At 60.8% G+C, this 13,397-nt stretch carries 11 protein-coding genes; all 11 read right to left on the reverse strand.

Features of this window, described 5'->3' with window-relative positions; translation table 11 throughout:
• Positions 1–1,507, reverse strand: a 1,507-nt coding sequence (locus tag ACE04F_RS24460) for a vWA domain-containing protein (protein ID WP_486110274.1), incomplete at its 3' end; no start/stop codon positions are given.
• Positions 1,504–2,583 (reverse strand): vWA domain-containing protein, encoded by a 1,080-nt coding sequence (locus ACE04F_RS24465; RefSeq protein ID WP_486110275.1) that lies wholly within the window; start codon positions 2,581–2,583, stop codon positions 1,504–1,506. The genes ACE04F_RS24465 and ACE04F_RS24460, both read right to left, overlap by 4 nt.
• The gene (locus ACE04F_RS24470; RefSeq protein WP_486110276.1) at positions 2,576–3,070 is read right to left on the reverse strand and encodes a DUF4381 domain-containing protein; all 495 of its coding nucleotides are present in this window, start codon (positions 3,068–3,070) and stop codon (positions 2,576–2,578) included. Before ACE04F_RS24470 ends, ACE04F_RS24465 begins: the two co-directional genes overlap by 8 nt.
• Positions 3,067–4,011, reverse strand: a complete 945-nt coding sequence (locus tag ACE04F_RS24475) for a DUF58 domain-containing protein (protein ID WP_486110277.1) — start codon at positions 4,009–4,011, stop codon at positions 3,067–3,069. Before ACE04F_RS24475 ends, ACE04F_RS24470 begins: the two co-directional genes overlap by 4 nt.
• Positions 4,012–4,020: 9 nt before the next feature.
• Positions 4,021–4,980, reverse strand: a complete 960-nt coding sequence (locus tag ACE04F_RS24480; protein WP_039589986.1) for an AAA family ATPase — start codon at positions 4,978–4,980, stop codon at positions 4,021–4,023.
• 717 nt (positions 4,981–5,697) lie between these two features.
• Entirely contained in the window at positions 5,698–7,404 is a 1,707-nt protein-coding gene (locus ACE04F_RS24485) for an ATP-binding cassette domain-containing protein (RefSeq protein ID WP_486110278.1), read from the reverse strand.
• Positions 7,405–7,446: 42 nt separating this feature from the next.
• On the reverse strand, positions 7,447–8,616 hold the full coding sequence (locus ACE04F_RS24490) for a YcaO-like family protein (protein WP_486110279.1): 1,170 nt from the start codon (positions 8,614–8,616) through the stop codon (positions 7,447–7,449).
• A gap of 554 nt (positions 8,617–9,170) precedes the next feature.
• Positions 9,171–10,148, reverse strand: coding sequence for an NAD(P)-dependent oxidoreductase (locus ACE04F_RS24495; protein ID WP_486110280.1), 978 nt, complete (start codon positions 10,146–10,148; stop codon positions 9,171–9,173).
• A 13-nt stretch (positions 10,149–10,161) separates the two neighbouring features.
• Positions 10,162–11,460, reverse strand: coding sequence for an MFS transporter (locus ACE04F_RS24500; RefSeq protein WP_486110281.1), 1,299 nt, complete (start codon positions 11,458–11,460; stop codon positions 10,162–10,164).
• An 82-nt stretch (positions 11,461–11,542) separates the two neighbouring features.
• Positions 11,543–12,523: a sugar kinase gene (locus tag ACE04F_RS24505; protein WP_486110282.1), complete on the reverse strand. Its 981-nt coding sequence runs from the start codon at positions 12,521–12,523 to the stop codon at positions 11,543–11,545.
• Positions 12,516–13,298, reverse strand: a complete 783-nt coding sequence (locus ACE04F_RS24510; protein WP_486110283.1) for an AP endonuclease — start codon at positions 13,296–13,298, stop codon at positions 12,516–12,518. Before ACE04F_RS24510 ends, ACE04F_RS24505 begins: the two co-directional genes overlap by 8 nt.
• Positions 13,299–13,397 lie beyond the last annotated feature (99 nt).

Here is a 13,397-nt window from a genome sequence, read left to right on the forward strand (position 1 = left end):
ACGCCGGAGATTGCTCCGGCGTCGCTGGCGCCTCGGCAGAAGGCTGGCCCGGCTCGGACGACTGGTTCGGTGTATCGGTATCGGGCGACTGCTCGGTGGGCGCGGGGTCCTGGTTTTCGTCGGGCTTGGCGGTGTCCGGTGGTGCAGCCTGCTCTTTCAGCAGGCTTTCCACCAAGGCCTTGTTGATCTGCGCCGGGCGCAGGTCCGGCTGCAACTCCAGCGCTTGCTCATAGGCATCGATCGCGGCCTCCAGTTCGCCGCTGCGGGCCAGGGCATTGCCGCGATTGTAATGCGCGCGGGCATCGTTGCCTTCGGCGAAACGCCGGGCGGCCTCGCTGTACTGGCCGGCCTCGTAGAGGGCGACACCCTGCCATTGGCTGTCCTCGAAGCGAGTCGCAGCCTCGGCCGGGCGTTTCTGCTTGAGCAGGTGCTGGCCCTGTTGATCGGGGCGCAGCCACAGATCCTCGAATTCGAAGGCATGGCCGGTCTGCGGCAGCGCAAACAGCAGCGGCAGGCAGAACAGCCAGCCCCGACGCCCGGCGCAGGCGGCTAGCAGCAAGAGCGGCAACAGCAACCAATAACCCTGGTCGGCCCAGCTGTCCAGGCGCAATTTCTGGCCATCGCTGCGCAGGCGGCGCGGACCGTCCAGCAGGCCCAGGCTGCGCAGGTCGCTGTCGTCCAGGTGCGCGGGACGGTAACGGCCGTCCAGCTCATCGAGAAATGACTTGAGGCTTGGGCTGTCCAGGCGCGGCACCAGGATCGCGCCTTGGGCATCCTTCAGGTAACTGCCGTCTTCCTGGGCCACGGGCGCACCTTCCCGCGTACCGATGCCGAGCATCAGCAAACGTGTGGCGGAACCGTCGAGCCTCTGGCTTATGCCCAGGCGTTCCTGCTCGTTCAGGGATGAACCGATCAACAGGATCCGGCCGTGGCCGAGCCCGGCCTGGTCCAGCAACGCCATGGCCTTGTTGACGGCCAGGTCGGCACGGTGACCGCCTTGCGGCATGATCGACGGCGCCAGGGCTTCGAGCAGGTTGGCGCTGGTGGCCAGGTCGTCGGACAGCGGCACCAGCGTATGGGCGCTGCCGGCATAGACGATGATCGCGGTCTGCGCGTCGCTGCGGTTCTGCAGTACGTCGAGCACTTTGCGCCGGGCCTGTTCCAGGCGCGTAGGCGGGACGTCGGTGGCGAGCATCTCCGGCGTCAGTTCGAGAATCACCACCAGCGGATCGGCGGGTTTCTGGCTGGTCTGTTCGATCCGCGTCCAGCTCGGGCCGAGCAAGGCCAGCACCACCAGCAGCCAGCCCAGCCCGAGGGCGATCCATGGCAGTTTGCTTTCGCGACCACTGCCACCGGTGAGCAGCACGGCATGGAACGCCGGGGGCAGGATCATCTGCCAGCGGCCCACGCGTTTCTGTCGGTGCCACAGTTGCCAGAGCAGCCAGCCCAACAGCGGCAGCAGCAAGATAAAAGCGGGACGCAGCCAATGCGGCCAGAGCGCGATCATCGGCGCCTCCGCAGGCGCAGGCGCTTGAGCCGCTGGCGCCATTCAGAGGGCTGCGACGGTTGGAACAACGGCTGGGTGAACAGGCGTTGCAAGGGGTTGTCCGGCCAGCGCTCACGAACCACCAGCAACATGCTCAACAGCAAGGCAACGGTCAGCGGCCAGTGATAGAGCGCCTGGGCGGGGCGGGCCTGGGTCGGCTGCTGGGTCACTGGTTCGAGTTGGTCGAGGGTGGTTTTGATTGCCAGCAACTGCTCGCCATCCTGGGCGCGGAAATACCGGCCGCCGGTGACCTGGGCGATTTCTTTGAGTGTCGCTTCATCGAGATCCAGGCTTGGGTTGACACCGAGAAAGCCAGCCGTGCCACTTTGCTCCGGATCGGCACCCACGCCGATCGGGTAGATTTTCACGCTTTCATCGGCGGCCAGTTGGGCGGCCGTCAGCGGGTCGATTTCGCCGCCGTTATTGGCGCCATCGGTAATCAGAATGAGCACGCGGCTGTTGGCCGGGCGTTGCCGCAGGCGTTTGAGGGCCAGGCCAATCGCATCGCCGATCGCCGTGTTCTTGCCGGCGATGCCGATGCGCGCCTCGTCGAGCCAGTGGCGTACGGTGCGGCGGTCGAAGGTCAGCGGCGCCTGCAGGTAGGCCTGGCTGCCAAACAGAATCAGGCCGACCCGGTCACCTTCCCGGCCTTCGAGAAAGTCCCCGAGCATGTGCTGGACCAGCGCCAGGCGACTGATGTCCTCGTCTTTCCACTGCATGTCAGGAAAATCCATGGACCCGGAGACATCCACCGCCACCAGCAGGTCGCGACCGCTGGCGGCAATCGGCAACGGCTCGCCCAGCCACTGCGGACGAGCGGCGGCGATCAGCAGCAACAGCCAAAGCAGGATGAACGGCGCCTGCTGGCGCCATGTCGGCAGATTGGCTCGAGCCCGGCGCCCGACCAGCCCTTCGAGGTCTTCGAGAAAACTCACCTTGAGCGCAGGTTCGCCACTGTCTGCTGCGGGCAGCACCCTGCGCATCAGCCAGGGCAGCGGCAGCAGGGCGAAAATCCACGGCCAGGCGAACTCAAACATGTTTGCGAATCCACGTCTCGACCGCTTGCGTCAGGCCGGCGATGGCTTTGTCGTCAAGCTTGCATTCGGGCTTGTACGCTCCTTCTACAAGGATCATCCAGCGGGTCAGGCCGGCGGCCGGGCAGCGGTTGTCGAGGAAGGCCAGCCATTTGCGCCCGTTGAGAGTATGGCTCTGGCTGTAGGGATAATGGTTGCGGCACAGGCGCTTGAGCAGCCCGTTGAGTTGCTGCAGCCAGGCCCCGGCCGGCGCGCCGTCGTAGGGCTTGGGCAACCGCGCCAGCTCGGCCAGCGCGGCCAGGCGCACCGGATCCAGAGGTTGCTCGGCGCGGTCCTGGGTGCGCTTGGCGGGAATGAACCGGCGCAAGTGCCACAGGCCCAGGCCCAGCAATGGCAGTAATACCAGCAGCAACCACCAGCCCGGCGCGGGCGGCCAGAAGCCGATGGCCGGCGGCGCCATCAGCGGTTGCAGCTGATCAAGGCTGCTCATCGGGTTTTCCCTGGGCGCTTGGGGTTCAGGTACTCGCGCAGTTGTTCGACCATGTCGCCTTGAGTGCTCAAGGGCAGCATCAGGATCCGCAGTTTCTGCGCCAGCATTTCCCAGCGCTCCAGGCGCGCCTCCGCCTGGGCGCGGTAGGTCTGGCGCAGTTCCAGGTTCAGCGTGTCGAGCTCCAGTTGCTCACCGCGCTGGGCAAACCGCAGCAGGCCGGCGGCGGGCAGGGCGTGGTCCAGCGGGTCGGACAGCGGCAGCAGCAACAGGTCGCAATGACGCGACAGCAGGCTCAGCTGCTGCTCGGCACCGTCGGAGAGGGCGCGCTCGTCACAGATCACGATCGCCAGGCTGCCGGGCCGCAGGACTTCCCGGGCGCGGCGCAAGGCGACACCGAAGGAGTCGCGGTCCGACTCGCCTTCGGTGTGTAACGACTGATTGACGCGCACCAGGCGGTTGAGCAGTTGCAGCAGGCTTTGTTTGCTGCGCCGCGGCTTGACCTCGTAGTGGCTGTTATTGCCGAACACCAGGCCGCCGACCCGGTCATTGTGCCCCAGCGCGGCCCAGCCGATAAGGCTGGCGGCCTGGGCGGCGAGCACCGACTTGAAGACCTGCCCGGAACCGAAGAACAGGCGGTGGCTTTGCTCGATCATGATGAAGATCGGCCGTTCGCGTTCTTCATGGAACAGTTTGGTGTGGGGCTCCTGGGTTCGAGCGGTGACGCGCCAGTCGATGGTCCGCACGTCGTCGCCGGCCTGGTAGACCCGCACCTGATCGAAGTCCACCCCGCGCCCACGCAGCTTGGAGTGATGCAGGCCGATCAGCGGGCTGCGTTGGCCCGGTGTCGAGAACAATTGCACCTCGCGCACGCGATGGCGCATCTCGATCAGCTCCGAAAGGCTGACGCGGATGCCCGGTGCGGGCGCCAGGGGATTATTCATGACGCATGCTCAAGCGACAGCGACGACGTCGAGAATCCGCTGCACGACCCGATCCTGGTCGATGCCGGCGGCTTCGGCTTCGAACGACAGGATGATGCGATGGCGCAGCACGTCGAACAGCACGGCCTGGATGTCTTCCGGGCTGACAAAGTCGCGTCCGGCCAGCCAGGCGTGGGCTCGGGCGCAGCGGTCCAGGGCAATCGAGCCCCGCGGGCTGGCGCCGTAGGCGATCCACTCGGCCATCTCCGGGTCGAACTTGGCGGGGTTGCGGGTGGCCATGATCAGTTGCACCAGGTATTCCTCCACGGCGTCGGCCATGTACAAGCCGAGGATCTCCTTGCGCGCGGAAAAGATCGCCTGCTGGCTCACGCGACGTTCGGGCTTGGTCTCGCCATTCAACGCCTCACCCCGGGCCTGCTGGAGAATGCGGCGTTCCACGGCGGCATCGGGGAAACCGATCTTGACGTGCATCAGGAACCGGTCGAGCTGGGCCTCGGGCAGCGGGTAGGTGCCTTCCTGCTCGATCGGGTTCTGCGTGGCCATCACCAGGAACAGTGGCGACAGCTCATAAGTACTGCGCCCGACGCTGACCTGCCGTTCGGCCATCGCTTCGAGCAAGGCCGACTGGACCTTGGCCGGGGCACGGTTGATTTCGTCCGCCAGCACCAGGTTGTGGAAGATCGGCCCTTGCTGGAACACGAAGCTGCCGGTTTCCGGGCGATAGATCTCGGTGCCGGTGATGTCGGCGGGCAGCAGATCGGGGGTGAACTGGATGCGATGGAACTGCGCCTCGATGCCCTCGGCCAGCTCTTTGATCGCCTTGGTCTTGGCCAGCCCGGGCGCGCCTTCCACCAGCATGTGGCCGTCGGCGAGCAGGGCGATTAGCAGGCGCTCGATGAGTTTTTCCTGGCCGAGAATCTGCGTTGAAAGAAAGGTTCGCAGCGCCAGCAGCGCTTCACGATGTTCCATCGGTGACTGTTCCTGGAAAGGGTGGCCCAGGCGTTCGGATAACGCCGGGGCTGGGGGCGATACTTTAATGCATGGCGGGGGGTGGCGACTAACGGGATTTTGATGGAGCGTGCGGATTTGTGATCGGCTTCGGTGTGGTGTGGAAACAACTACCCTGGATGGTTTATTCAGCCGGCCTGTTTGTCACGGCATACTCCGATCCCACTGTGGGAGCGAGCCTGCTCGCGATGGCGGTCTGACAGCTGGCCTGGGGTTTGTTGACTGGGTACATATCCGTTGCTGCGGTAATGGCTGCTTATGGTTCCGCTTTTACAGCGGCTCACTTTTATGAAGCGCAAAAGTAAGCAAAACGCTTTTGCCCCACCACTCGGCACCTCGCTCAGGCTCGGTGTGCCCTCACTCCGGCATTGCTCCGTGGGCCGCCGCGAAGGGCCGTCCCTGGCCCAGCGCGGCTATCCCGGCATCCATGCCGGGATGCCCACTGCGCAACGCCTGCGTTCGGCCAGCGTGGTTAACGGGGCGCCGAAATCAACGTCCACCGCGAGGCGGCCTTAGGGCCGACCTGTCTCTCGGCTATGTTCCGATCCCACTGTGGGAGCGAGCTTGCTCGCGAAGACGGCCGACCATTCAGCCTCCATGTCGCCTGATCCACCGCTAATACGAGGGAGCCGAGCTTCTAGAGAAAGCTGGAGTTCAGGTCTATTTCCCGTATTTCGGCTAGGGTCCGGTCCTGATGTCATCAAGCAACAATTTGATTGCTGGCCTGTTGACCAGCTCCTGCCAGTGTCCGTCGTCAACGATTGCACCGTTGTGCAGGACAATCACCCGATCAAAGCGCAACAGATGACCAAAATCATGGGTAACACAGATCAGCCCGCGCTTTGCGAAAATATCAAACAGCAGGTCCCATAAGGCATTGGTCAGCCCAGGCTCGATTGATGCACTAGGCTCATCGAACAAGTTGAATCGTCCAGGCTTGTTGATAAGACGCAGCAGCGACAAACGCTTGGCTTCACCTCCGGAAATATTCGATGCGTGCTCACCAATGGTCCGGTCAGAAACGATTGTTTGTAGCTGCAGCCGCCGTATTGCCCGGTCGAGGCGAGGCGACGATTTAGCACCGAATAGAACGGAGCGTTCAAAGGGACCTTCCAAAAAACGCGGTTGTTGAGGGCAGTACCTCAACGCATTCAAATGAACGCGAGGGTTCAATAGGGAAATCGGGGTGCCGTCGATACTGAGCTGATTTCGCGTTTCCCGGTCGAGACCGGCGAGAACCTCCAATAAAGTAGACTTGCCCGCACCGCTCTGACCGATGATTGCCACTGATTGATTCTGCATGAAAGTCAGCGCTTGCGTAATCGACAAACGCACGTCGTCGTTTTCGGTAACGACGCATGGCTGCAGAATCAGTGTGGATGATTCCCGAAAAGAAACCTCCGATTTCCGATCGCAATGGTCAAAGTTCGGGAGCGAAAGCAGGCTTCGAAGTCGGCGCTGATCGGCAAGAAACTGATCCGTTACTCGATAGCCCTCCGTCAACGCTGCGATATTCAGTAAGTAGCTTCCGGCAATTGAAAAAATGGCGACCAGTTGCCCGACGCTGATACTTGGCTGATTCGACAGTTGGTCAATAACCCCCCATCCTAGCAAAACGCCGGTGGAGAGGCTGACGAACAGAATCTTGGCTGCACTCAAAAAACCGCCTGAGGTTGCAGCGGCCACTGCTGCATCGGCATAGCCTTTAAAGGCCTCGTTTAACGGTTGTGTCGCGGTAGACTCGGCATTTTCCAGCTTTATTGCTTTGCCAGCATTGAGCGTGTTGTACAAATGAGCGCTCAATTCATCTTCCTGCTCGTTGACAGCATCAATGTGTTTTCTACGCCATCTGATAATTTTGTGAGTGGCAGCCAGATATAGGATTCCCAAGCCGGTCATGCCCGCAAAAACCTCACTGCCACCCATGTAAAAAAACGCACCGCCTACGATAAGAAATTCCAGACACAACGGTAGCCCCACGGTGACAAAAAACGTCAGTAGCTGCTCGTGAGCGGTAATTCCGCGCTCGACTGATTTTATGAATTGGCCTATTCGCCATGAGTTGAATCGAGCGAATTCCTTGCGCATCAGGTTTGTCAGCCACTCGATAGACGCAGCCATGACAACCTGCTGAACCAGCTTGGCCAGGAAATGGATTTGCAGGGGGCTGATAATTGCTTGAGCGCATCCGGCGGCGACAAGGCCCGCCGTAAGCATGAGCAATGTGTTGGCCGTTGTATCGCTTCTACCATATAGGGTGTCGACGATGGTCCCTAGAAGCAAGGGCGGAGCGAGAGCAATTAGCTTGAGAGCTATTATTGTTGCGATGGTGGTTAACAGAAGTGTCGTATGTTTTTTGCAGGCAGTTCTAATAAAAATGTGCATGGGATGCATACGACCGTCTGGGAGTGTTTTTGGAATCGGCGATCAGCAATTGCGCAATATGTGCTGGGGCACGACAAGGCGTCCATTTAGAATGATATTGAAGCGCTCTAATCCTGGGATATAGGCTTGAGCGACGGTGCTGTTGTTAGGGTAGCGCGCTACGGTTCTGTAGAATATTCTCTTGCCGGAACCTGACAGGGCATTATGTAAGATTTCCAACTGTGTGGAGACGGACTCGGTGTGGTCATGTGGCGGGCAGTCAAGCTCAGGAAGCTTTAAGGTTTTAACCGGAGCCAAGTCAATCAGGTTTTTGAGCTTGTCTGAGCGTGATAACAGGTTGAAAGTTTTTCTGTCCGTTGATTCTTCAAAAACGTCGTACAAATCCCTGGATTGGAATTGTTCTGTCACCGCTCTCTGAATGGCGATGCAGATGTCCAGCGAGCAACCTGAGCCAATAGGCGACAGGTGCTGGTCTCCTGGGCCCGCTTTTGGAAATGCAACAGCAAAGTAAACGGATAATACGTCCCTCACAATAATAATCTGGAGCGCATTGGCGGACTCCACGGCGGATGAGTTGTTTGACAGCGCCGTGGCCAGCAAACTCTTCGACGGGTTGTACAGTTGCATATTGGGGCCGATTTCGCATACGGCCATGAAGAAAAGGGATAACACATGTCGTTCGATTACTTCCTGGATACCATGCAGTAGCGCTTCGTTTTCGGTACAACCGAAAGCAATGCCTGAATTGGATGAGTAACGAGACAGGAATTGTAGGGTGGGGCTAGCGTGATCGGAGATGTTTTGGGCCACCGCGGGGCATAGAAGAGCACTTGGCACGATCAGCTTTTCTTTTTTGTCCAGTGAGGTGAGGGTGAAACAATCTATCGGCTCCTCGCTGCGGGGAAGTCCGATAAAGAACCCGTCGTGTGAAGTTGCCTCCTGAGTGACAATATCGTCGGTCGGGTGCGATGTCGACTCATGGGTTTGAAAGGTGCTGAAGTGTTCAATGCTTTCAGCCAGCGCACCTATTAATGAATCCGGCCCTTTACCCGCGCCTGACTGAATGAAATTGTTGTTGCCATCAAAAATTTCCGCCGTTGCTACCAGTCTTGACGGAGTTGTATATCGTGCCTCGGCTCGGAAATCTAGCGCGTGAAGGGTGGACATGATGTTGAATAAGGCTTCGGGAGCTGTTAGTTCTCGTTCAGACATGGCAACCTCTGGTTTGCTGAGCGCCGAAAGGTATAAACCTTTCGGCGCTGTTTAGGGCACTTGATCGATCATTGACTTCAGTTGGTCAGAGAGGCGAAAAAGTTTGCTTCAGTTACCAGAAGTCCTTTGGAAAAGCCCATGGCTTGCGGCAGGCCGTCAAAGGTATTTATTTCAGAGCGTTTACTGCCCATATCGTTTTACTCCTCTGTTAATGACTCAGTGTCGCGTCGCGATCACCTGACTTGCACGGTTATGTGCAAGTGCATAATTAATAACAGTAGGCTTTTGGATGGGCTAGGGTGCAACTTCCGATGCTTGCGTAGGGTTGGTCTTGGTGAACAGTAGGACACGCCTGTAAGAAATCGGGTTTGCTGTTGAAACTGTTCTTTTTGCTCGTCCAATTCAATGGGTTGAGATGTTTACTCATTCTCGAAAGGAGAGGGGGCGAGAGTATTAGCGTGATCTGGGCCTGAGGAACGCCAGTCAGTCATCATTTTCGGCATTGGTAGAACGGTGGCGAGGAAACGAGCGCCTCGCCACGTGGAGAAAACCGCTCAGCCTGTCCAAACCCCCGGATTCACCAGATTCACCGGCCGCTCACCCGCCAGCGCCGCCAGCAGGTTGTCCACGGCGCAGCGCGCCATGGCCTCGCGTGTCTCATGGGTCGCCGAGCCCATGTGCGGCGTCGCTACCACGTTGTCCATCTGCAACAGGGGCGAGTCCGGGTTCAGGGGTTCATGTTCGAACACATCCAGCCCGGCGCCACGGATCTGCCCGCTGCGCAGGGCTTCGATCATCGCCGCTTCGTCGACGACCTTGCCCCGGGAGATATTGATGAAGATGCTTTCGGGTCGCATCCGTGCAAATGCCTGCGCGTCGATGAGTCCCTGGGTCTCAGCCGTCAGGGGCAAGGTCAGGCAGACGAAATCGGCTTCGTGCAGCAGTGTATCGAGGTCGCAGTAGCGCGCGTTGAAACGCTGTTCCACCGCAGGCTTGGGCGAGTGACTGTGATAGAGCACCGGCATGCCAAAGCCGAAGTGGCCGCGCTGGGCCAGGGCTTCGCCAATGCGGCCCATGCCGACGATGCCCAGGGTCTTGCCATGGACATCACTACCGAAATGCCGTGGGCCGATGCTTTGCTGCCATTGGCCGGCCCGAACCAGATTGGCCAGTTCGACGACGCGTCGGGCCGTCGCCAGGATCAAGGCGAAACCGGTATCGGCGGTGGTTTCGGTCAATACATCCGGCGTGTTGGTGAGCAGGATCCGGCGTTCGCTCAGGTAATCGATGTCGTAGTTGTCGACCCCGACCGAAACGCTGGCGATTGCCTCCAGGTTCGGCGCCAGGTCCAGCAGCGGCGTATCGAGCCTGAGGCTCGCGCCCAGCAGACCATGCGCACGGGGCAGGGCCTCGCGCAGTTGTGCGAGGCCCTGAGCGTCGAGGCGTTCGATGAGGGTGACCTGGACCTGCGCTTGCAGGCGCTCCATCAGTTGCGCTGATAGCGTTTTGTACAACACCACGTGTTTTTTCATGGGAAGCCTCGATTCAGGAACGTACGGGCGCCGGCTGTGGCGTCACGGTTTTGGACACGACCCGGTCACTGGCGCCGGGTTTGAGGGCGAGGGTCAGCACCACCGCCAGCAGCAACGCGCCGCTCATCAGCAGGAAGGACATGCCGGTGGAGCCGGTGGAACCGTTGAGGTAGCCCACCAGGTACGAGCCGCCGAACGAGCCCAGCGCGCCCATGCTGTTGATCAGCGCCATGGCGCCGCCGGCAACGTTGGCCGGGAGGATTTCCGGAACGATGGCGAAAAACGGACCGTAGGGCGCATACATGCAAGCGCCGGCAAGCACCAGCAAAGCGTAGGACCACCAGAAATGTTCCGCCCCGAGCAAATAGGAGGCGTAGAAGGCGATGGAGGCGATCAGCAGCGGCGGCCAGACAAAACGCTTGCGCTTCTGCACTTTGTCTGACGCCCAGGAGACGATCAGCATGGCGATCACCGCCGCCAGATAAGGCAGCGATGACAGCCACCCGGCCTCGACCATGTTCATTTTCAGGCCGGCCTTGAGGATCGACGGCAACCACAGCACAAACCCGTAGACGCCGATGCTCCAGCAGAAAAACTGCAGGGCCAGGATGATCACCTTGGGCGAACGGAAGGCCTCGGCATAGTTTTTCACTGCCTTGATGCCGACCTGTTCGGCCGCCAGCACCGTTTCCAGATCATGTTTTTCCTGGTCGCTGAGCCACTTGGCCTGGGCCGGGCGATCATCGGCCAGGCGCCACCAGACAAAGGCCCAGAGCACCGCCGGCAGACCTTCGATGATGAACATCCAGCGCCAGTCGAACTGCTCGACCAGATAGCCTGAGACCACTGACATCCACAACATGGTCACCGGGTTGCCAAGGATCAGGAACGTATTGGCGCGCGAGCGTTCGGCCCGGGTGAACCAGTGACACAGATAGACCAGCATCGCCGGCATCACGGCGGCTTCCACCACCCCGAGCATGAAGCGGATCACGATCAGCCAGTACGCGTTGGACACCACCCCGGTGAGGGTCGCCAATGAACCCCAGAGGATGAGGCTGACGAAGATCAGCTTCTTGACGCTGTGTTTTTGCGCGTAGATCGCTCCCGGCACCTGGAAGAAAAAATAGCCGAGGAAAAACAGTGCGCCGAGCAAAGAGGAAAGCCCCGGCGTGATCATCAGGTCCTCGGCCATGCCCGACGCGGCGGCGAAGCCATAGTTGGCGCGGTCGAGGTAGGCCAGGCTGTAGGTGATGAACACGATGGGCATGATGTACCACCAGCGGCGGGTGGCGAGGTTGAGCGTTTGCATGTTGTAACTCCTGAGCTTGTTGTTTTTGTTCAGCAGGTGCGTTTGCGGTGGCTATTTCGCGAGCGGGCTCGCTCCCACAGGTCTAGCGTCCGGACTTGTGGGAGCGGGCCGGCTCGCGATCGGCAGTTTCAAATCCGGCCAGTAGTTCCTGGCGTGTCGGCAAGCCTTCCATATCCCCGCGGCTCTGCACCGCGCGGCTGCCGATCCAGTTGGCGCGCTGTACCGCCTCGCTGACGTCGCGGCCTTCGAGCAACGCGCTGATCAGGCCGACGGCAAAACCATCACCGGCGCCCACCGTGTCCACCACTCTGGACACCGGCACGCCGGCGACAAATCCCTGGTCCAGCTGGGTGCGGTAGTAGGCGCCGTCCGGGCCAAGCTTGATCACCACGACTTCGGCACCTTGGTCCAGGTAAAAGGCAGCAATGTCGGCCGGGTCGTCAAAACCGCTCAGCAACCGACCTTCACCGAGCCCCGGCAAGACCCAGTGGGCGAGGGCGGCATGACGGTTGATCTCGCTGATCATCAACGCTTCGCTGGCCCATAGGCTCGGGCGCAGGTTGGGGTCGAAGGACAGGCTGCGGCCGGCCTCGCGCATGCGGCTCATCAATTCGAAGGACATCGCGCGGGCCGTGTCCGACAGCGCCGGGACGATGCCGGTAGCGTGCAGATGACGGGCGCGGAGCAGGGGCGGTGCGATGGAATCGATCGACAGGTGACTGGCCGCTGAGCCGCGACGGAAGTACTCGACCTGCGGATCGCTGCCGTCATCGGTGCGGGACTTGAACTGGAATCCGGTGGGGTGCGCCGGATCGATCGCCACGTGGCGGCAATCCAGGCCTTCTTTCTCCAGCGTCTGCACCACGAAGCGTCCCAGGGAGTCGGCGCCGACCCGGCTGAGCCAGGCCACCTGGAAACCCAGCCGCGCCAAGCCGATGGCGACATTGCTGTCGGCCCCGGCGATGCGTTTGTGAAACTGGTCGACGCTGGCCAGGTCGCCGGTCTGGTCGGCCACCAGCATCGCCATGGTTTCGCCGAACGACAATACATCGAACTCAGGCATGAGCACTCTCCCGACGCGATTGTCCGAGGCGGGACAGGGTGGCGACATGTTCAGCGGTCAGTTGCGCCAGGTCGTCGCCTTGCAGCGGATACTCGGCGGCGCGCATTACCCCGACCGGCATGTGCTTGAGCAATTGTTCCCACAGGTGCAGGTCTGCCAGGGCCGGGGGCACGGCGACCAGCTTGCCGTCGTCACGCCGGGCCACGGCCTTGCAGTGTACATACGCCACATGCCGCCCGAGCTGGCGCGCCGCCACGGTGGCCGATTGGTCCTGCCACTGCCAGTTGCCGATGTCGAAGGTCATGGCAACGGGCAACCCATGCTCCTCGACAGCCGTGAAAAAACGCTGCAGGGGTTCGATCCGTCCGCCCTGCAGGGTCTGGTCGTTTTCCACCAACAGTTGCACCGCGCTAGTCGCCAATATTGGCGCCAGGGCCGAGAGGTCGTGGGAATCGGTGAAATGGCCGAGGGATACTTTCAGCCAGGACGAGCCGAACGCTTCGCAACGTTGCAAGGCGATCAGCAGGGCGGGATTGGGCCTGGGTTGGCCGGGCAGCCAGAGTTCGAGTGGCGACGAATAGATACTTGCCAGCCCCTGGGCTTGCGCACCGGCGGCCAGTTCAGCGGGCTGTTCGGTAGTGAGCAATTCTTCGCGCCATTCGATGCGCGAGGCACCGGCGGCGGCCAGCAGTTCGATGAAGCTTCCTTGGCCACGTTGACGCACAAGGTCGGCGCCGAAGCTGGAGAGGCTGATGGAAACGTGGGGTCTGGTCATTGTTGTTGTACCTTTTGTTGTTGTGCCTCTGAAACCGGTTTCAGTTTTGTTCAAAAAAAGGGTTTTTGCTTCAGGGCCCTCTTTCGCGAGCAGGCTCGC

This window comes from Pseudomonas sp. AGC41 (assembly GCF_057334555.1).

Bases quoted from the DNA above. Each gene is read 5' to 3' on its own strand.
- ACE04F_RS24465 (WP_486110275.1), bottom strand. From the start codon at position 2,583: ATGTTTGAGTTCGCCTGGCCGTGGATTTTCGCCCTGCTGCCGCTGCCC.
- ACE04F_RS24485 (WP_486110278.1), bottom strand. From the start codon at position 7,404: ATGCACATTTTTATTAGAACTGCCTGCAAAAAACATACGACACTTCTG.
- ACE04F_RS24510 (WP_486110283.1), bottom strand. From the start codon at position 13,298: ATGACCAGACCCCACGTTTCCATCAGCCTCTCCAGCTTCGGCGCCGAC.
- ACE04F_RS24500 (WP_486110281.1), bottom strand. From the start codon at position 11,460: ATGCAAACGCTCAACCTCGCCACCCGCCGCTGGTGGTACATCATGCCC.
- ACE04F_RS24475 (WP_486110277.1), bottom strand. From the start codon at position 4,011: ATGAATAATCCCCTGGCGCCCGCACCGGGCATCCGCGTCAGCCTTTCG.
- ACE04F_RS24495 (WP_486110280.1), bottom strand. From the start codon at position 10,148: ATGAAAAAACACGTGGTGTTGTACAAAACGCTATCAGCGCAACTGATG.
- ACE04F_RS24470 (WP_486110276.1), bottom strand. From the start codon at position 3,070: ATGAGCAGCCTTGATCAGCTGCAACCGCTGATGGCGCCGCCGGCCATC.
- ACE04F_RS24490 (WP_486110279.1), bottom strand. From the start codon at position 8,616: ATGTCTGAACGAGAACTAACAGCTCCCGAAGCCTTATTCAACATCATG.
- ACE04F_RS24505 (WP_486110282.1), bottom strand. From the start codon at position 12,523: ATGCCTGAGTTCGATGTATTGTCGTTCGGCGAAACCATGGCGATGCTG.
- ACE04F_RS24480 (WP_039589986.1), bottom strand. From the start codon at position 4,980: ATGGAACATCGTGAAGCGCTGCTGGCGCTGCGAACCTTTCTTTCAACG.